Raw genomic sequence first — 18,689 nt, 5'->3', positions numbered from 1 at the left:
CCCCACACCCATGGACCACTCCACGCGAACGTCCCACACACCCAGGTGACGGTTGGTAAAGTCCGTCACCCTCACACGCCAGCACGCCGCAGGAGCAATTTCGCTGCCGAAGTCAGCGAGGACAGGCGTGTCCCTCCGCCCGGTGCCCCATCCACACCGCCACGTCGCACACCCGCAGCGCACTCACCGTTTCCGGCACCCCCGCAATCTGCCGCAGCGCGAGCAACTGGCGATGCAGGGCGCGGTCGTCCGCGCGCAGCGCGGCGTGCAGCGCAAGCCAGAACGAGGGGCGCGGGCGGCCCAGAGCGCAGCGCACCACACGGTCGTAGGCCGGAAGCAGCCGCGGGCGCTTACGGGCCAGGAGCTTCCCAGCGATCACCCAGTCAACTCCGTGCTGGGCGCAGAGGAGGTGCCAGGCCTGGTCCGCCGAGCCCTCGGCCAAGACGTCCGCTTCGGCGTCGACCATGTCGATGTCCCAGGCAATGGCCTGCAGCAGGCCAGATAGCCGCACGCCGAGACGGCCCTCCAGAATGTCCAGCGCGACAGAAGCAGGAACGGTCACCGACAAGGTCTGCACGGCGACCAGGTCCTCCGCCGTGAACCGGTCGGCGACCTCCGGCCGGTCTCCCCCACCCGCCAGATGCTCGAATCGGCTGCCGGTGAACGCAGCCATGCCGGACGGCAGACCGACCCCGTAGTAGCGGCGCAGGTCATCAACAACACCTTCAGCGCCGAGCACGACACTCAACCGCTGCCCCAACGACGACAACGACGTCCCAGCGGAAGAAACCATGCTTCCTCCTCCTTCATCGAGATCGCGAGCAAACCAGGTCTGTAGCAGGGCGGCCAGGTGAGCGTGTCCACACCAAAGCAGCTGTCCTGCGCCTCACCCGTCCTGCCGTGGCGGGCACCGCCACGGACGACAGCTTGTGCTCGCGGAGCGGCACAACCGGGTTGCGGCCCGTTCGGGCTTTCTCCGGCAGCGCCGCATGCCGAAGGTATGAAGCCGTCGGCGGGACACGACCGGCGAAAAACGGGGGTGCGGCCGGGGCGTGCGCGGCGCAGGCTATGGGGGTGCCGTGGCTGGCAACCGACCGCAATCTGTATGAGAAGGGCATCCCATACTGCTTCGCTGCTGTCTCACCGGTGCGCAGACCGCAGGTACATCGGCAGGACGGTGCGCATGAGCTGTTCGCCGCGGGTGGTGATGGCCTCGAAGTCGCTTCGGGCCATGGCGGCGAAGTTGGTCGGGTAGGAGGCGACCGCGCTGCGCGGAACGAGGTCGGCTGGCGGCGCGGGCAGGCGGTCGTCCTTCATTCCGAGATAGGCAAGGGCGAAACCGTCGATGCGTCCGCTCGCGGCCCACTCGTGCAGGCGGGCGCGGGCGGAGTCCTGGGCCTTGCGGTGGACGGTGGCGAAAGAGCGGCTGAGGCGCCCGAGCATGAAGTGCGGTGCCTTCAATGCGAGTTCCCCCAGACCAGCATCGCAGGAGATGATGAAGGGGACGTCGTAGACGTGCTGGGTGTGGTGCGGTGAGCGTCCCGGTTCGAGGACGGACAGGCCGAGGTTATCGTAGACGCCGCCGTCGGTGAGCAGCACGGTGTGCTGCTGGTGGTGTCCGTCGCGGTGCTGGAAGGTGAAGGTTCTTTCCAGGGCCGGCAGGAGCGCGGGGTAGGCGGCGGAGGCGGCAACGGCGGTCGCGACGTGGACGGGCTCGGTGATGGTGCCGTAGCGGGAGCAGCCGCTTGCGCTGCTGCCGAAGCGAACCGCGTTGGTGGTGGCCAGGTCGGTGGCGGTCAGAACGACGTCGAGACCGAGGTGGGTGACGTCGGCCAGGGTGGTGGTGCCGAACGCCTTGTGGGCGAGGACGGCGGCTAGGGCGTCGGTGCGGTTGGCGGGGCGAGCGACGGTGACCTGGGGGGTGCGGGTGAACAGCTGGCGGGTGCCTGCGCGGGCAGCCGCAGTGAGGTTGCGGGCGGCCGCAGAGGGCTTGAATGCCTGGCGTGCGATGTCCAGTTGCAGGCCGGAGCGCAGCAGGTCAGTGGTGCGGGCGTCGAAGTCGGTGAACTCTTTCGGGCCGTAGGCCCACAGGGCGGCGAGGAGGGAGCCGCCGGAGATGCCGGAGACGACGCGGATGTAGTCGAGGAGATCGCGGTCGTGCAGGGCGCGCAGGCAGCCGAGGTGGAAGGCGGCGGCGCGGGAGCCGCCGCCGGACAGGGTGAGGCCGATGGTGCGGGTCATGAGCGGGAGCCCTTGCGTGGGACGGGGACGGGACTGTGGGGGCGGGTGGAGTAGCCGCCGGGCCACCACTGCACGGGGCCGAGGTGAGCGGGTGGTTGCGGCGGGGGCGGCTCGGCCGTGATCGAGGCGGTGCGGGCTGCGAGGTGGGCGTAGAGGTCGGGGTTGTGCCCGGTGGCGAGCCACTGGTGCCAGACGGGGGGTGGTCCTCCGGCGATGAGGACGAGGGCGCGGGCGGGGGCGTCGTCCAGCGGGAGGGTGAGGCTGGTCATGGCGGCGCGATCGGTGGCGCTGGGCTGGGCAGCGGTGTGCGGGTGGGTGTGCCACATGCCCAGGAAGCGGCTGATGTTGCCGGTAGCCTTCCGGCGGGCGGTGAGGTGGCCGCTGACGCCGTCCAGGCCATGCTGGAAGTAGGCCTCGGTCAGCAGGGAGTCGGGGGGGCGGGCCGGTGGCCTCGTCGATGAAGATCACACCGGTGGCGTCGTCGACGGCGCCGAGCAGGGTGCCGCCGGTTTCCACGCGCGGGCCCCGCACTCGGGCGCCGCGGCGGGCTTCCGCTCGCATCTCGTCCAGTGCGGCAGAGGTGATGCGCACGTCGTAACCGGTGGCCTCGTCCGTGGCGAGGGTGTCGTTGGGCCAGGTCAGCCAGCGCGGCCCGGACGGCTGGGTGCTGGTGGGTCCGGTGGGCATGTGGACGATGAGGGCGGCCATGGTGTGCCGGTCGGGGGGTTCGGCCAGGGCGTGGAGGACGCCGGTCGCCAGTTGTCCGGCCAGTGCGGTGACGTCGGCGGCCGATCCGGTGAAGGTGGCGTCCGAGCAGCCGGGTTCGGGCTGGAAGAGCTCGGTTGGGGGTGTGGTGGGGAAGAAGTCGTCGATCAGGTCGTCGAATGCGTGCGTGGCATCGGCGTGCGCGGCCAGCGCGGTGCGCCGCAGGACGTCCGTGCCACCGCCGGTGGCACCGCGGGGTGAGATGGCGGCGATGCCGCGGGTGGCGTGGTGGCCGATCATCAGTGTGGCCAGGTGGGGCCAGGGGGCAGGGTCGGTGCGGCGGGCGCGTTCGAGGTGGGCGCGGACGATGCGGTTGGCGGTGCAGTCCCAGATCAGGTCGAAGGTGTGCAGGTCGAGGACGGACAGCCGGGTGGTGACGTTGCCGACGAGGGCTTCGACACGAGTGGCGTGGGGGTCGATCCGGTTGAGGCGGTCGGCCAGGACCCTCGCCTTGGAAAAGCCTATGTCGGCGTCCGTATAGGGCTGGCGGGCCAGGATTCCGGGGTGGACGAGTCCATGGTCGGCGACGGTGAGGTGCGCGGCTCCGGCCCGGGCGCACATGTCGGCGACGGGTGCTCCCAGGGCGCCCGCGCCCAGGACGAGGATGCGTTTGCCGCGCAGCCAGGCCGCGGGGGTGGCGTGATCGCGTCGGACCGTGACCTCGGGCCGGGCTTCGTAGACCCGCATCCACCGGGTGCTCTGGCGGTCGAGCCAGTCGGTGCCGAACCGGACAACCTCGTCGCCAAGTTCGGCCAAATACGCATGCCCGCTGAAGGCAGTCTCGGCGGCCAGGCGCCCGACCTGATCGGCGAAGTCGGGCAGGTGCCAGGCCACCAGGCGCGTCCGGCGCGGCCCGTCGCCGGCGATACCCCGCGAGGGGGTGCCCAGCAACAGGTACACCGGCGCGGCTGGGGTCTCCTCGTGGTCCCCGGTCGGCACGGTGGCGTCGGGGCACAGCAGGGTGCGGTTGTGGCCTGCGACAAATCCCGTCAGCCCCAGCAGCAGGCGCGGCGTGATGTGGTCGCGGGCCAGGGACTCCACCAGCTCGCGCGCGGTGAGCGGGTATTCGAACGTCAGGTGCTTCGTAGTAACGACGACGGGGGCGAGGAAGGCACGGGCGCCGGCCGGCAGCGCGGCGCTCTCCCGCAACTGTTCCAGGCTGTCGGGCCAGGCGTCCTCGACGGCGAGCCAGCCCACGACGTCGCATCTGACGTCGTTGACCTGGTGCAATACGGCGGCGCCCAGCCACGGCCCGTCCGGTCGTGCGACGGGCGCGTCGTGGCGAATCACGAGGAGTCCCGCGGTGTGGTCGGTCAGGGCGTTCGGGGGGTGCAGGGGTTCGCCGGGCCGGTCCAGTCGTCCCGCGGCGGCCGCCTCGAACCAATCCAGGAGGCGGGTGATGAACCCGTACATGCCGTCGGCCGGATCCCACTCGGTCGCCGTCGAGCGGTACAGGCACAGGCGGCGGCCCCAGTTGACGTGCGGGGCGCCGGCGAAGCGGGTGTGCCGGGTCCGCACGCTGGGAGCCCTGAAGGGAAAGTCCGGGGGGATCCGCAGGGTGACCGCCTCGACGCTGCGCAGCCGCAGGCCGTCCTGGGTGGGCGGCAGGTTGGCGCAGCCGACGCTGAGGCGGGCCTCAACGTACCCGTCGGCTGCGGCGGCCACGTGGGTGGCCGCCACCGATCCTCGAGATGCCTGGACGATCCGGTGCAGCTGGTCGAGGGCGAGCTGCTGGCCCTCGGTGAGTTCCAAGGTGGTGCTGTCCTTCACGCGGCACCGAATCCGATCTGCACCGCGGGCTCGGCCTTGTCACCCCTGGCCTGCTGCACACCGGCGCGCGCGGCGTCCGTACCCCGCGGGTGCGGCAGGCCAGCACCGGCAGCGAAGGCCGCGGCCGGGTAGCGGGAGGCACCCAGTGCGGCCAGCAGCCGGCGTCCCCCGCCCGCAGCCTCCAGCATCCGGGCCTTGCTCTCCAGGTCGGCGACGTCCACCAATTCGAGGCCCAGGCCCGGCTCCAGGGCGAAGACCACCGGACGGGGTTCCTCCTTGGAGGGGTACTCCCCCGTGCACAGCACCTCGTAGTCGGTGATCGACGCATAGGCGTCCCGGGCCAGCAGGTGCGGCGGGTTGTTGCCCTTCTCGTCCTTCTCGCGGAAGGGCAACGAGCTGGCGATCACCCGGGCGTCCGGGCTGGCATGCGCCTGGAGCAGGTCAAGAAGGTCCTGCTTGAGCTCCTCCTCGCCGTCCTCGCCCTCGGCGTACATGGCCTTCTTCGAGCAGTGGTGCGGGGAGAGCAGCACGTCCCACTCCACCCGGTCCGCGTTGCCCGCGGCCTCGCTGTTCTCGACGATCATCTTGATGATGGGGTAGGCGAGGTCGCCCAGGAACAGCAGTCGGCCGACTGTGCCGTCACTGGCCTTCAGCTGTACCTGCAGGGCCAAGGACGTGTCGTTGCGGTCGCCGGCGCAGTGGTCCTTGAACGGTGCGTGGACGAACGCCTCGAACCGGTCCTCGACGTCCTGTCCGTCGATCTTGGTGATCACGTCGCCGGGGAAGGTGAAGTACTCGTCGGGCAGTTCGGCGTAGGAGTGCAGTTCGCGGTCCTCGTCGTAGCCGATGATGCGCACCCGGTCTCCACTGGTCGGCTCCTTGCCGTCCTTGACGGCCTTGAGGGTGGCGTCCACGCGTCGCTCCACCTCGTCCTGGAAGCGCTGTGCGTCCTCGCACATCGGCTTGTCCTCGGACAGTTCGCGCCACAGCCGGGGCGTCGCCCAGATCTCCCCGATCAGGATGGAGCTCTCCAGCAGGTCGCCGAAGCCGCAGCAGTGGTCCGAGTCGGCGTGGGTCAGGGCGAAGACCGCCAGGTAGGCCGTCTCGCCGTCGGGTCGCGGGAGGGTCTTCTCCAAGCGGTCGATGACGGCGGCGACCACCGCGTCGTCCTCGTCTGCGGCCTTCATGTCCCGCAAGTCCACCTGCATGACCAGGTTGTCGCCCAGCACGATCGTGGTGGAGTCTCCCGTGCCCACCGGCCAGAACACCACCCCCTGTCCGGGCAGTTCCGTCTCGACCATGTCGCACCTCTTCACTCGATATTTGATCAACTAGCGCGAAAATCAGACAAGTTCATCTAATGGACAGGTGTACCACGCGCCACTGACAACGCCACCGTCAAAAGGCCGATGGAGACCGGCACGAACGCCTCCCCATCACGCACGGCGCCCCCTTGCGCCGGTGAACGAGTACCCATGCCGCCCCGCAGTCCGAACCACGGGGTGCACCGTCGCGTCGGTATCGGCGTCGTACGCTTCGACACTTCCACCGGCTCGCCGTCCACGGCGACGGTCACCGTCTTGTGCTGGTCCCCTGGTGCTGGGTGTCAGCCGTCGCCATGACGCCCCCCGAACCACCCCGACATCGCGAACATGTACGACACCTGAAACGTCAGCCCAGCGGCATTCCCAACACCACTTCAGTCGGTAAAACGGACGAGGCGCACCGCACGTCGGGGCCATGGGGAAAGCCGTGGGCGGCGGTCCATGACGATGCCGCGCTGCCGGCGGTCCGGCGGCTGTATCTGACGGCGACGCCGCGGCTGGCTGATCCCTGGGCGGCCGCGGATGACGGGGATGACGAGGCAGAGAGCGAGCCGGCGCTTGTGGCCTCGATGGACGACGAGCAGATCTTCGGCCCGGTGGTCTACCGGCTGTCGCTGGCCGAGGCCATCGCCCGCGGGCTCCTGGCTCGCTATCAGATCATCGTGCTGGAGATCGGCTCCCAGGCGCTGGCACCGGAGGAAGGCTCACAGGCCGACGTGAGCGCGGTGCGGCTGGAGGCCTTGACCACGGCCGTGCTCAAGGTCGCGGCCCGCCACCAGCTTGATCGTGTGATGACCTTCCATCACCGCGTCGCGGATGCCCGCGCAATTGCCCAGGCAGTTCCGGAGGCATCAGATCACCTGTGGCGTGAGAAGCCGGCGGTGTATCCGCGGGGCGTGTGGTCAGGTTGGCTGTACGGCGGACACCAGATGGCCCACCGGCGGCAAGTGCTGGCCCAGTTCGCCCGCGGCTGGGGCGCGGACGGTGTGGTGGCGGAGCGGTGCGTACTGTCCAGCGCCCGGGTGCTGGCCGAGGGCGTGGACATGCCCGAGGTGGACGCGGTGGTCTTCGCCGACCCGAGGGAGTCGATCGTCGACACCGTCCAGACCGTCGGACGCGCGCTGCGGCAGAGCCCGCGCGGGGACAAGGTCGCCTCCCTGGTGGTGCCGGTCTTCCTCTCCCCCGACGAGCGCCGTGAGGACTGGCTGGCATCCGGCTCCTACCTGCCGCTGGTCAAGGTTCTGACCGCGTTGGCCGCCCACGACACCGACGTGGTGGACCGGCTCGCCGCCTGGCCCGGCAACGGCACCACCGGCGCAGCTGGTTTGCAGGGGCCGCTGCTGTTCGCCACCGCCCGGGATGCCGCCGACATCGCGGACTTCGTCCGACTGCGGGTGATCAACCTGGAGCGGCGCGGATGGCTGCGCGGCTGGTCCGCCGCCCGCCGCTTCCACGTCGCCCACGGCCACCTGAACGTGCAGTACTACGCCGCGGACGGCGCGTTCCCGCTGGGACGGTGGATCGCCGACCAGCGCCGCACCTACAGCACCGGGCAGCTGGCCGGAGCGCGCGTCGACGCGCTGGAACGCCTCGGCATGGTGTGGAGCCACCCCGACCACATGTTCAACGCCGGTCTTCAGATGGCCCGCGCCTACCATGCCGCCCACGGCCACCTCGCGGCCGGGCACAGCGCCGTCATGGACGGTTACCCGGTCGGAACGTGGCTGGCCAACCGGCGCCGAGAGGCGCGCCGTGCTGACGGCGCACGGGGGGCGCTGAGTGCGAAACGCAAAGCTGCACTGGCCGAGGTCGACCCATACTGGTGTCCTCAGTGGCCGCTCGTGTGGCAACGCCGCTATACCCTGCTGCGGCAGCATGTCACTGCGGGAGGAGCAGCAGATATCGCCCCCGGCCACGTGATGGCCGGGGAAGACATCGGCGCCTGGCTGGCCCACCAGCACACCAACTGGGACACTCTCCACGAGGAACAGCGCCGGCTGTTGGCCGAGCTGGGCGTGACGCCTAACGGTGGCGGCGTCCAGAGCGCACCGCACCTCACCCAGGACCACAAGTTCGCGCGGAACCTCGCCGCCGCGGCCGCCTACGCACAGCGTGAAGGGCACCTGAACGTCCCCCGCCAGCATGTGGAGATCACCGACGCTACCAAGATCAAGCTCGGGATATGGATCGCCAACCAGCGCTCCCGCCGAGCGAGACTGCACCCACAGCGCATCGAGGCCCTCGATCAGCTCGGCATGCGCTGGAACTGAAGCCGGCGGCCGGAGCCCACCGCAGCAGAATCCGCCCCGTGCTCATGGCCTTCCGTCCACGCAGCCCTCGGCGACGCCCGCTACCTCGGCCTCGGTCGAGCAGCTCACGCGGATTTCCGCGCGACCTGCTCGTGGCGCGCCGGCCGAGGGCTTGTTGGCACGCCGTACACGCAGTCGCGGACGCCGGGCGTGCTGGGGCACCTCGGTGTCCATGCCTGACTCCGTCAGCTCGCGGTAGAACCACTCGATCCCACGAGCAGGAACGGCGCCACGCTCGATGTCAGTGCTGGGCTGCGGCGGGCGCAGCCGGGCCTGTTCGGCGAGCCGAAGCAGGCCAGAGTGCTCCTCGGGTCGGATGAGCAGGGGTGTGCCGGGTGCGGGGGTGAGGCGGGTGAAGCGGGCTGCGGCGCGCAGGAAGACGGTCGCCCAGGCGGGCACGGGGTGGGTGGCGCAGCCGTCGATCTGCCCGAGGGGGTCGTGCAGGGCCAGGGTGGAGGCGTCCTCGCGCCAGTCCGCCAGGCGCGCGGTGCCCAGTTGCTGCCCGGCGGCGCCGGTGAAGACGGCGGCGGCCAGCGCAGCGGCCAAGCGGGGGTGCGCGGTGACGCCGTGGATACGGCGGGCAATCTCCGCGGCGGTCTGAGAAGAGCGCGGCCTCGGCCGGGTCCGGTACCGCCACCTGATCGGCGGCGGGACGCATCCGATGCAGTGGTCTGATCCGTCCCAGTCCGCCAGCCGTTCCAGCGCCGGCCCGGTGATCCAGCGGCTGGCCGCCCGCGGCGGCGCGGCAGGCCGGCCCGGGCCGGACACGGCCGCCCCGGCGAGGAGGTCGCCGGCGGCCGAGGCATGGACGAGCGTGTAAGGCACGCCGGTGAGAGCGTCGCGCAGGGCAGCGGTCGGACGGGAGCGGTGGCACACCAGGACCAGGTGCGCTCCGGTGAACGCCCGCAGGTCGAGCAGGCGTTGCAGGCGGGTACGGGTGAGCAGGTGAGCACGCAGGACCGTCAGGCGCCTCGTGCAGATCGCTGCCAGCCAGGCGGTGGCGGCTTCCCATACCGGGGCGCGGGAAGCTGGATAGCCCGGAAGGTGCGCGGGTTTGCCCAGCGCCGCCAGGAGGTCATGGGCGAAATACCGGTCGCTGGTCGTCCCCGGGGTGGGGTGGACGGTGATACAGCCAGCCGCCGGGTTGTGCCCAGCGAGCGCCGCGCGGGTGACAGCGGCGTCGTCGCCGGGGTCGAGCAGGACGGTGACGTCAGGGAATGTGTCGTTCACGGGTGCGTGGGCGTCTTCAGTCGGCGTCAGGGCGCGGCGGACAGATGCGGGCGGGGCCGGGAGTGCTCACGGCCGGGTGCGGCGGCCGAGCTTGCTGAAGACCCAGCGCAGCAAGTCCCGGTTGACCTCAAGATTGGGGGTGGCCTCCAGTGCCCGCCCCAGGTGGTAGGTGATCTTGGCCCAGGTACGGAAGACGCCGTGGGCGGCCACGTCGTCGCAGTACAGAAGGTCATCGGGATCCACTCGGTGCCACACCGGGTGGTAGGCGGGGATCGTGGTCAGGACCTCTTCGCGGGTCAGCGGCCGGAACTCCTGCCAGATGTGCACACGGGAGGCCAGCATGTCCTTGCCGGCCAGTACCTCGTAGGTATTGCCGCCGCCGACGAAGACCACCGCGATGTCGGTGTACAGGTCGTCGAACAGGTGCCGGAAGTACTCGAACGACTCCTCCCGCAGCCACTGCGCCTCATCACAGACCAGGACCCGGAACTGATCGGCCAGCACGTCTTTCAGCAGGGTGTCGAACGCGGTCGGCTGCCTGGGCGGTCTGCCCGGCAGCCCGAGCACGTTGAACAGGTTGTGGCGGATGTCCAGCACGGTGGGCCGGCCGCGGAACTCGATCCGGCGCGTCACGCCCGGCGCCAGCTCCCGCAGCGAGGCGTTGACCGACATCGTCTTGCCCAGCCCCGCCGCCCCGTAGACGCACATCATCCCGCGCGCGGCGATCACCTCCCCGAGATTGGCCAGCGTCTCCTTCAGCGCCGCCGTTCCCATCACGTGCGCGTCGGGCAGCGACAGGTAGTGGTCAGCGCGTGGCGGCGGGAGCGGGCCGCGTCGCGGGCGGGGCGAGGAGGAGCGGGCGGCGGGTATGGCGTTCATCGCTGCGCAGGGGTTCTCTCGTCGTCGTCTTCGAGGCAGGGAGCAGTCGGCTTGACCGTGTCCGGCGCGGTCCAGGACGCGGGCAGTTGGGCGGGCAGCGGCAGATAGCCGGGCAGCGCCACCTCGGTCAGGTCCGCGGCGGCCAGCGCGCGCACCGCGGTGCTGGCCTCCAGTTCGGTGACCGTGCCGAGCACCTCGGCAGGTGTGCCGCGGGTAGCGGCCGCGTAGCGGGTGGCGCGGTCCTTCTCCGCCGCCTGAAGCAGCCGCTTGAGCCGGTCGGCCTCCCTGGCACGGGCCCGCTTCATCTCCCGGATCTGCTCCGCACTCGCCCGGTCCGACAGGTACGCCGACCCCAAGTGCCGCCCGGTAGCTGCGTCGTAGACCTCGATCTCGTGCTCATGGTGCGGCATGTAACGCAGCCGCACCTTCCGCCCGGCCTGCCCCGTCATCCACGCATCGACGTAGTGCCGGCTGCGCCAGCGCACCCCCTTGTTGCCCAGGGTGCGCACGCGTCCGTCGTCCTCGAGGGTGAACATGTGCAGCGCGCCCGGGTCAGCGTCCTCGACCGGAGTCAGATCCTCTTCCCAGGCTGCCGCGGGTGTACTGCCGGCAAGCGAGCGGGGCTGGTGCTCAGTGTTCCACCAGGTCACCCACTGCCCCAGCAGTTCGATGAACGCCTCAAGCGGCAAAAGCCGCTGCCCGGCGGCCGGCTTCTTGCCGCCCTTCAGGCGCGGAGCGGCGGTGTAGCCGGGAAGAGAGGCGAAGAACATCTGCTTCGCGGCCTTGTTCAACGCCTCCACCGTGCCCTTCAGATGCGGGCTGTAGCCGGGAAGGTCCACCACCGGCACTGCGAACGCCCCGAGTGCCTCCCCCACCGTGCGCGACAGGAAGTCCCGCCCGCGGTCTACCCGCACCGCCCCCGGCAGACCGCCGAACGGGCCGTGCTCCCCCTCACGCGAGACCGCGTCCCTGAGCGCCACCAACACCGACTCCCGGGAAGGGACCTGAGCGGTGACCGCGAACCCGCAGATCACCCGCGTAGCACAGTCGATGAACCAGGTCACCCACGGCCGACCCGGAGCCCCGTCGATGTCCACCTCAACATTCACCTGGACGTGGTCAGCCTCCCACACCTCGTTGCGGTGACCGGCAGGCCGCTCAAGAAACACGTCATGATCCCGGCGGGCCGCTTCACCACCGCGCATCCCCGCCCGCAACCCCGGCGACACATCCCGCTCCACCGCCCGGTACAAAGTCGCCAAAGACGGCCCCGCATCACCCCTCGCGGCCGCCTCGCCCGCCAACTCCCGGTGCAACGCCGCCACGCTCCCCCGATGAAACGCCAGCTTGCGGGCCACAGCCGGCGTGACCGTGAACCGGCAGCGCTCAGCCCGTTCCAGGCGGCCGTCTTCACGCGCTGCCACAAGCCACCGCCGCACCGTCCGCTCCGACACCCCCAGCGTCTCAGCGACCATCCGCCGATGACCCGCCGTCAACTCCCCCCGCTCGGCGAGCGCCAGCAACCTGCGCACCGCGACCGGCCGCAACACCCCGGCATCCGCCCACCACCCCACCACCCCACCAACACCCCCACCCCACCAACCCACCAACACTCTCCCCCCACTACAACGGGCACCACGGCCCACCAAAAAATGATCAAGCAGGGACCCCACCCCATTGGAGTCCTCACCCCGTTGACCTGCTGATTCTCAACCACTGACCAGCCACCCTCACTTCACTGTCCAGCTCCACCACCCTCGACCATCACCCGGGACACCCCACAGAACAACACCAATCAGCCCACCCAACCGCACCCACCCACCTGGACACTGCAACGAGAACCACACCAGACAAGAACACAAGAACCTCCACCAGCCCGCCTCGTCACCTGACAGGGTGAAGTGGTCCACCACCCCGTCCAGACCCAGATCCCGCCCCACACCAGCCCCTTCCGTCACCCCCGTGATCGGCACTCGGGCTGGACGGTAGAGGCGGTGCCGTACAGCGGACGCGGATATCCGGGAACCGCTCGGCACGGCGGCCGGACCCGGTAAAAGGCGTCCGGACGGGGGCCGTCACTCTCCCCGGCCCGGTCAGCCGTACATCGCCACGCGGTAGAGAGCCGCAAGCGCGTCGTCGATGGGATGGGGCTGCGGCTTGCCGGAGGAGTCGAGCGTGTTCCACCTCTGCAGGTTCACCGCGACCGCCATCTGCCGCTTGCCGTCGGCACGGGTCATGGCCAGCGCTCCACCACCCCAGACCGTGCCGCCATGGCCCCAGAAGATGCCCTGCCCGGGACCCTCCATCGGGTGCAGGCCGAGGCCGTAGTCGATCGTCCTTCCCTCTTGGGAGACGACCGGGACGGTGCGTTGCATCTGCGCCAGCGACGACGGACTGACGATCTCCCCGGCCAGCAACATGCCATAGAAACGGTTGAGGTCCGCGACGGTCGATGTCAGCGAGGCCGACGGCCCCACCCATGACATGTCGTAGACGCTGTAGTCGCGCGGCGGGTCGATCATGCCGAACCACGCCTCGTAGAGCTGCGAGTGCGGCCCGTCGACATGCGGTCCGGCGGGGAATTCGGTGTCCCGGAGCCCGGCGCGCTCGATGACGTTCCGGGTGATGTACCGCTCGGCCGTAGTGCCGGTCACCTGTTCCAGGAGTTCGCCGAGGAGCAGGTAGTTGGTGTTGGAGTACACCCCCGGCGTACCGCCCGGGGTGCCGGCGGCAGGTGCAGTGGCCCCCATCTCGATCAGTTCAGTGGGGTTGAACCGCGTGAACCGGTGGTCGTCCAGGCTCTGGGGTCCGGTGTCCGCGAGGGCGGGGAACGCTTTGAGGGAGGGGTAGGCGTACGGGAGGTACTCGGCGAGGCCGCTGGTGTGGTTGATCAGCATCCGGACCGTGATGGCGTCACCGCGTTCTCGGGGAGCCAGCTTCGGAAGGTACCGGCCGATCGGTGTGTCGAGACCGATCTGACCGCTCTCGACCTGTTGCAGGACCGCTGCGGCGGTGAAGGTCTTGGTGATGCTGCCGACCCGGTGCCGCATGTCGGCGGTGACGGGGCGGCCGGTGGCGACATCGGCGACCCCGGCGGCACCGCGCCAGACCTGGTCGCCGTCACGCACCTCGGCGAACAGGCCCGGCATCCCGGCGCGGTGGACGTTTTCGATGGCGGCGTTCAGCGCCGCGGAATCCAGTGGGTTCTTCACGTCATGCGTCCTTTCGTATTCCCCGGGGTGAGCTCCGCATCGGTCGCCTGACCCGGATAACAGGGCACGAGTGGCATGCCGGCCCGCCTCCTGCCGGGCCGCCCGGCATGCCCATGTCCTCATTATGCACGCGGTGCGTGCAACACCAAGTGCATAGGTTAGGCTGAGATCCGGCGAGAGGAGCGAGATGGCAGGCCGAAGGCGCTGGTCGACCGAAGAGATCCTGGATGCGGCGGCGGAGTTGCTGCGCACGAGCGACGCCGAGTCGTTCAGTGTGCGCAAGCTAGCCGCGGCCCTCGGGACCGATTCCTCCAGCCTCTACCGGCACTTCCGCAGCAAGACCGAACTGCTGCGCGCGGTCGCCGACCGGATTCTTCTCGCGGCCATGGACGGCCACCGCCCCGAGGGCGACTGGAAGCAGCGCATCACGGCCCTGGCCCTGCGCGTGAGAGAGGCATTCGGACAGCAGCCCCAGCTCGCCGCGGTCTGGGGACGCCACGCGTCAAGCGGTACCGGTTCCCGGCTGGTCATGGAAGAGGCGCTACAGGCGCTGCGAGCGTCGGGACTGCCCGACGAGGAGATCCCGGCGCGTTACCACCGGATCGCGGTCCTCATCGCCGCGTTGATCGCCTCCGAGGCCGGGGTCAGCACCGTCACCCCCGAAGAGTACGAACAGGGCATGGAGCTGTTCCGCGTCGCGGTACTCGGCGCCGACCCCGAACGCTTCCCGGCCCTGGCTCACTTCGCCCGCGACGTCCGCCCCCTCGGGGCGGACCGTCGCGCCGCATTCGAGGACATCCTCGCCGCCCAACTCGCCCAAATCGAAGCTGCAATCTGCTCGGGAGTGTCGGTAAACGAAGGCACCCTCAAGTGATCAACGCACCACCCACGGATGATCATGTGGTCGTGGAGGCGCAGGTGCGTGACTACGGGTTTTCGCCGGCTCAGCAGGATGAGATCTGGAGACGCTGGCGCGAGGGGCAATCGTTCAGTTTGATCGGGCGGGCGCTCGGGGCACCGATGCAGCACGCGCGTCGGTTCCTGTACCAGAGCGGCGGCGTCCGCCTCACCCCTCAGCAGCGATCAGAGCGGCACCTGAGCAGCAGCGAGCGCGAAGAGATATCCCGCGGCATCGCCGCCGGGGAATCTGGCCGGCAGCTGGCCAGGCGGCTGGGCCGATCGCCTTCGACCGACCAGCAGTCCACCGCCCGGCAGGACCTCGTCCTGGACGAGGCCGGGATCGAGGACCCGGTCGTCTTCGAGGAGGACCCGGGCACCTCCAGCCGCCTCCACCCGCTCCAGCGCCCGAAGTTCAGCGAACTGCTCACCTACGCGCGGCCGGGCGACACCGTGCACATCTCCGAGATGTTCCGTCTCGTGCGCGGCAATCAGCACATCCTCGACGTGCTCGACGTCCTGCACCGTGACCGTCTCGCGCTTCGCATCCACGACGGCGCGTTCTCCGCCATAGACCTCACCGCCCGCCACCCCCGCACCGGCGAGCTGCTGTCCACCGTGAAGTTCATGGTGCAGACCCTCGCCGCCGCCAGCGAACTCCAACGCGACCTCCAGCGCGAGCTGACCTACGACGGACTGCGCGCCGCCGAGGCCAAGGGCAACAAGGGCGGGCGCCGCCCCGCCGTGGCGGCCGCCCAGACCGCCGATGTACGCACCGCATACCTGGAAGGCTGGTCCATCGCCGCCCTCGCCCGCGACCACGACGTCAGCCGCGGCGCCATCCGCACCGCCGTCTCCGACCTCCTGCCCGAGTACACAGCCGCCGACCCAGACGCCCCGGCCCCGGAACTGGCGGTCGCCGTCGACATGCCGGGCAAGGTCGCCGAATTCCTCCGAGCCACCGGCCTGGAGCCCGCCGAGCGCGCCGCGCTCGACCAGGGCGTGACCGTACGGCGCGGCCAGGGCTACACCCTGCGCGTCACCGCCGTCCCCGCGATCCACCGCCGACTCCTCGACCTCTGCCAGCCCCTCGACGGCACCCCGGGGACCTCCGCAGTCCCCGCACAGCGCAAAGGCCTCCCGGCCAACGTCACCCAGCTGGTGACGTTCCTGACCGCCTGCGGTATCAGTCCGGCTGTCCAGCGCCTGTACACCGACGCCTACCGGCGCGTCACCGCAACCCGCCCCGTCCGGCCCGCGCCCCCGGCGCAATGACATCCGTACCATCGTCGAGGCCCGCTCGGAGCGCCACGAACTCACCGGGACGGCGGCCGCGATCGCCCGCCAGCTCCCCGCCGAGGCACTTGAGGAGATTCTGTTCACTGCGATCACGCGCGAGGCGCAGCGCAGCGGGTCCGGCCTGCCCGACGGGTGGATCGCCTCATCCCCGTACCAGGACACCGGGGTCGACATCAGCATGCGCACCGCCGCCGGGGACCGCATGGACATCCAGGTCAAGAACTACCGCCGCCCCGAGCCCCCGCCGCACACTCCCGGGCCCGGCGCTCCGTCGAGCCGTCCAAGCAGTCCGCCCTCCGGCTGGTGGCCCGGCACCCGCCGCGCCACCCCGGCACACGACCAACCCGAAGCGCGGCGGGCGAGAGACTACGACAGGGAGGTAGCGGCCGTCCTGGCCGCGCCCGCCCGGTAGCCGCGCACCCCGTGGGGGCGGGGCCGGCTGAAGCGTCCCGAGCAGGCCCCGCCTAAGGGCTGGCCCGGCGGGACGCAACAGCGTCTTCTCCCTTCTGCCCTGCCAGCTGGCGTGACGAGAGCGTTCGCACCACCCATGCCATGTGCACCGGCCGGCCGGACAGCGAGCCGCAGGTGGTGTCAGTACCGGGTGGGAGGATGGGCCCAGCGAGACCAGCGTGGAGCGGGGGCCTGTGGCTATCGAATGGTTCTTGTGGTGCCCTGCACGCTGACTACTCCCGAACGGGAGTTCGCGGCCTCCTTGGCGGCCGGGCAGGGTGTGCAGGTGCGGGTGTGGGACCGGGCGAAGCTGGACGGGCTGATGGCCACACATGCGGATCTGGAGGCATCCTTCACCCGGAACCAGCTCTACGACGCGGCGAAGGTCTTCGGGCAGGAGCAGGCGATGCTGATGGGCGGCCTGCCCGATGTTGGTGCCCGGGTGGCGGGGCTGGGGCGGCAGGTCGACGGGCTGGATGACCACTGGACGGTGGACTTCGCCCGGCAGGGCGAGACCGTGGTGCAGACGCTGCGTGGCAAGCACCCGCGGGCCCATGAGATCTCCCCCGTGGAGTTCACCGTGACCGGGAACGGCCCCTGGGCCCCGGAGCTGACCGCAGCAGTGCGGCGCAGCCTGGGATTCGGTGTGCCGGAGGAAGTGGTGCTGCCGCGCGAGGCGGTGCACTGCCTGACGGTGAACGGGCCCGACTGGCTGTCTGGGCAGCACCGGGACATCGAGGTGCGGTGGCGGCCGGTGGTTGCCGTCCCGCCGGGCGAGAGGGGGGTGGATGTGGTCTTCCTCGACGGGGAACAGGTCACCGCCTCCTACCCGGGAACGCTGGGGCATCTGGGCAGTGGCAGTATCGGCCGTTCGGTCCATGTGGAGCTGCCGGGGCGGGAAGCTGGAGCTGCTGGTTCCCCGCAGGACTGAGATGCCGGCGTCGATGCGTTTCAGTTCTCGCTGGAGCGGCTGGAACCTGCTGCGGCGCTGCGTCTGCTCCGGATGCGCCAGCGCATCGTGACCGGTGGCGCCTTCGAGGTCCGCACGAGCACGGGGACGGTCGGTGGCGGCGATCTCCCGGCAGAGTCCGGGGCGGCGCACCAGGAGGTGGCGGAGCTGCGCCGCTATGTCGAGGACCTGGAGGTCGTGCAGCGTCACTGCGAGCAGTGCTTCCCGCTTCCGGCCGAGCTGTCCCCGACCGACCGGATCGCTCTGCGCTTGGCGCGTCTTCTGGTGGATGGGCAGTGTGTGATCTCCCCGTTCCTGCCCCGCCTGAGCTTCACGCTGACCGGTGAGGACTCCCCTGGCCTGCGCGCCCTGCTCAGTGAGGAGCAGCAGTCAGTGCGGTGCAGTACCGAGGAGTTCGCCGTCACCCTCGCCGGACGGCGTCTGCGACTGGGACCTGTGCTCATCTTCCATCCCCGTGTCGCCACCGAGCAGGAAGACGGACAGCGGGCTCTGGCCGCCCTCGATGCCGGTCGCGGTGACGGGTGCAAGGTCACCGTACGGCCCGTGGATGGGGAACGATTCCGGATGTTGCTGCAAAACGCCGCAACCAGTGCCGAACAGGCCCCCGTGCCGCTTGGACTGCCCGGCTTCCCCGAACCCGGCTGACCCGACGCATGAACACGGGCTCGAGGCTGACAAGAATCGGCAACAACACACAGCCGTTGGGCTCTTACGACACCGTCGAGCTCTCCCTCCCCAGGCGAGATCACGGAGCTGGTGAAAGCTCTTGCGATGGGCTTCACCCCCGCGCTGTCGATGCCGCCTCCTACAGTCCTTCCATGACTGACAACCAACGGCCCCCGAACCGCAGGTTGGTAGAGGCCGTGTACCCCGCCGGCACCCACCTCGACTGCTCCCGCGCCTCCTCCGACGGGATGCGCGGAACCGTACGCGACGATCGGGACAACTCGCTCATCGGCCAGGCCGAACTCTTCGACGCCCCCGACCGGTACGCCGACTGCTACGACCACCGATCCCACGACGACGAGTTCCGCCGCTACCTCGTTGAGGTCTTTGCCCGCGAGGTAGCCAGCCTCGTCGTGGATGTCGCCTTGGACGCGGCGGCTCGCTGTATCACCGTTGCCCGCCCCCGCGTCTGCGCCTGGGTGCGTCACGCGTGGACAAGCTGGCTCCGCACACCGAAGGCTGTGGCGGGGGGGGGGGGCGGCGGCGGGGGGGGCGGGGGTGGGGGGGGGCGCCTTGTTCCGGCCCGCGGGGGCCCCCCCCCGGGACCCCCGGGGCCTCGAAGAACCAGCGCCGTTGCGCCTCCTCGTCCATCCCCTGGGGCCGTGCTGCCATGTAC

12 protein-coding genes and 2 pseudogenes are annotated in these 18,689 nt (G+C 70.3%); 5 read left to right on the top strand and 9 right to left on the bottom strand.

The features are described from left to right. Nucleotides 1-112 precede the first annotated feature (112 nt). The 5 genes and pseudogenes from ACFXKG_RS38705 to ACFXKG_RS38685 all read right to left on the bottom strand — a co-directional run bounded on the left by ACFXKG_RS38705 (nt 113) and on the right by ACFXKG_RS38685 (nt 6,077). The gene (locus ACFXKG_RS38705; RefSeq protein WP_384849495.1) at nt 113-793 is read right to left on the bottom strand and encodes a DUF6308 family protein; all 681 of its coding nucleotides are present in this window, start codon (nt 791-793) and stop codon (nt 113-115) included. 347 nt (nt 794-1,140) lie between these two features. Beyond that, nucleotides 1,141-2,211, bottom strand: a pseudogene (locus ACFXKG_RS38700) (patatin-like phospholipase family protein); the annotation flags it as partial. 26 nt (nt 2,212-2,237) lie between these two features. Beyond that, nucleotides 2,238-2,567, bottom strand: a complete 330-nt coding sequence (locus tag ACFXKG_RS38695; protein ID WP_384849528.1) for a Mov34/MPN/PAD-1 family protein — start codon at nt 2,565-2,567, stop codon at nt 2,238-2,240. A gap of 781 nt (nt 2,568-3,348) precedes the next feature. Further along, nucleotides 3,349-4,671: pseudogene (locus ACFXKG_RS38690) on the bottom strand (ThiF family adenylyltransferase); the annotation flags it as partial. A gap of 101 nt (nt 4,672-4,772) precedes the next feature. Further along, nucleotides 4,773-6,077: a hypothetical protein gene (locus ACFXKG_RS38685; RefSeq protein ID WP_384849492.1), complete on the bottom strand. Its 1,305-nt coding sequence runs from the start codon at nt 6,075-6,077 to the stop codon at nt 4,773-4,775. Nucleotides 6,078-6,394: 317 nt separating this feature from the next. On the opposite strand from ACFXKG_RS38685, the gene ACFXKG_RS38680 reads away from it, so the two are divergent. Next, nucleotides 6,395-8,371, top strand: coding sequence for a Helicase associated domain protein (locus tag ACFXKG_RS38680; protein WP_384849490.1), 1,977 nt, complete (start codon nt 6,395-6,397; stop codon nt 8,369-8,371). A 42-nt stretch (nt 8,372-8,413) separates the two neighbouring features. On the opposite strand, the gene ACFXKG_RS38675 is transcribed toward ACFXKG_RS38680, so the two are convergent. From ACFXKG_RS38675 to ACFXKG_RS38660, 4 genes are all read right to left on the bottom strand, one after another. Beyond that, nucleotides 8,414-9,640 (bottom strand): hypothetical protein, encoded by a 1,227-nt coding sequence (locus ACFXKG_RS38675; RefSeq protein ID WP_384849487.1) that lies wholly within the window; start codon nt 9,638-9,640, stop codon nt 8,414-8,416. Nucleotides 9,641-9,706: 66 nt separating this feature from the next. Beyond that, entirely contained in the window at nt 9,707-10,519 is an 813-nt protein-coding gene (locus tag ACFXKG_RS38670) for an AAA family ATPase (protein ID WP_384849484.1), read from the bottom strand. Then, a complete protein-coding gene (locus ACFXKG_RS38665) occupies nt 10,516-12,051 on the bottom strand; it encodes a Mu transposase C-terminal domain-containing protein (RefSeq protein WP_384849525.1) in 1,536 nt (511 codons plus the stop codon). The genes ACFXKG_RS38670 and ACFXKG_RS38665 overlap by 4 nt, the downstream gene beginning before the upstream one ends. A 561-nt stretch (nt 12,052-12,612) precedes the next feature. Beyond that, nucleotides 12,613-13,731, bottom strand: coding sequence for a serine hydrolase domain-containing protein (locus tag ACFXKG_RS38660; protein ID WP_384849481.1), 1,119 nt, complete (start codon nt 13,729-13,731; stop codon nt 12,613-12,615). Between the two features lie 187 nt (nt 13,732-13,918). On the opposite strand from ACFXKG_RS38660, the gene ACFXKG_RS38655 reads away from it, so the two are divergent. From ACFXKG_RS38655 to ACFXKG_RS38640, 4 genes are all read left to right on the top strand, one after another. Continuing rightward, complete coding sequence (locus ACFXKG_RS38655; RefSeq protein WP_384849478.1) at nt 13,919-14,605, top strand: TetR/AcrR family transcriptional regulator; 687 nt, start codon at nt 13,919-13,921, stop codon at nt 14,603-14,605. Nucleotides 14,606-14,751: 146 nt separating this feature from the next. After that, complete coding sequence (locus tag ACFXKG_RS38650) at nt 14,752-15,903, top strand: recombinase family protein (protein WP_384849475.1); 1,152 nt, start codon at nt 14,752-14,754, stop codon at nt 15,901-15,903. A gap of 691 nt (nt 15,904-16,594) precedes the next feature. Then, a complete protein-coding gene (locus tag ACFXKG_RS38645; protein WP_384849472.1) occupies nt 16,595-17,308 on the top strand; it encodes a hypothetical protein in 714 nt (237 codons plus the stop codon). Between the two features lie 72 nt (nt 17,309-17,380). Further along, the gene (locus tag ACFXKG_RS38640) at nt 17,381-17,992 is read left to right on the top strand and encodes a hypothetical protein (protein ID WP_384849469.1); all 612 of its coding nucleotides are present in this window, start codon (nt 17,381-17,383) and stop codon (nt 17,990-17,992) included. The last annotated feature ends 697 nt before the right edge of the window (nt 17,993-18,689 follow it).

This window comes from Streptomyces sp. NPDC059255 (genome assembly GCF_042752355.1).
Lineage (GTDB): Bacteria > Actinomycetota > Actinomycetes > Streptomycetales > Streptomycetaceae > Streptomyces.
The sequence above is the reverse complement of the archived record's forward strand: the minus strand, read 5'-3'. Positions and strand labels throughout refer to the sequence as shown.

What these genes read in the sequence shown, in the direction of transcription:
- ACFXKG_RS38705 (WP_384849495.1), bottom strand. Translation starts at nt 793, where the DNA reads ATGGTTTCTTCCGCTGGGACGTCGTTGTCGTCGTTGGGGCAGCGGTTG.
- ACFXKG_RS38695 (WP_384849528.1), bottom strand. Translation starts at nt 2,567, where the DNA reads ATGTGGCACACCCACCCGCACACCGCTGCCCAGCCCAGCGCCACCGAT.
- ACFXKG_RS38685 (WP_384849492.1), bottom strand. Translation starts at nt 6,077, where the DNA reads ATGGTCGAGACGGAACTGCCCGGACAGGGGGTGGTGTTCTGGCCGGTG.
- ACFXKG_RS38680 (WP_384849490.1), top strand. Translation starts at nt 6,395, where the DNA reads ATGACGCCCCCCGAACCACCCCGACATCGCGAACATGTACGACACCTG.
- ACFXKG_RS38670 (WP_384849484.1), bottom strand. Translation starts at nt 10,519, where the DNA reads ATGAACGCCATACCCGCCGCCCGCTCCTCCTCGCCCCGCCCGCGACGC.
- ACFXKG_RS38655 (WP_384849478.1), top strand. Translation starts at nt 13,919, where the DNA reads ATGGCAGGCCGAAGGCGCTGGTCGACCGAAGAGATCCTGGATGCGGCG.
- ACFXKG_RS38650 (WP_384849475.1), top strand. Translation starts at nt 14,752, where the DNA reads ATGCAGCACGCGCGTCGGTTCCTGTACCAGAGCGGCGGCGTCCGCCTC.
- ACFXKG_RS38640 (WP_384849469.1), top strand. Translation starts at nt 17,381, where the DNA reads ATGCGCCAGCGCATCGTGACCGGTGGCGCCTTCGAGGTCCGCACGAGC.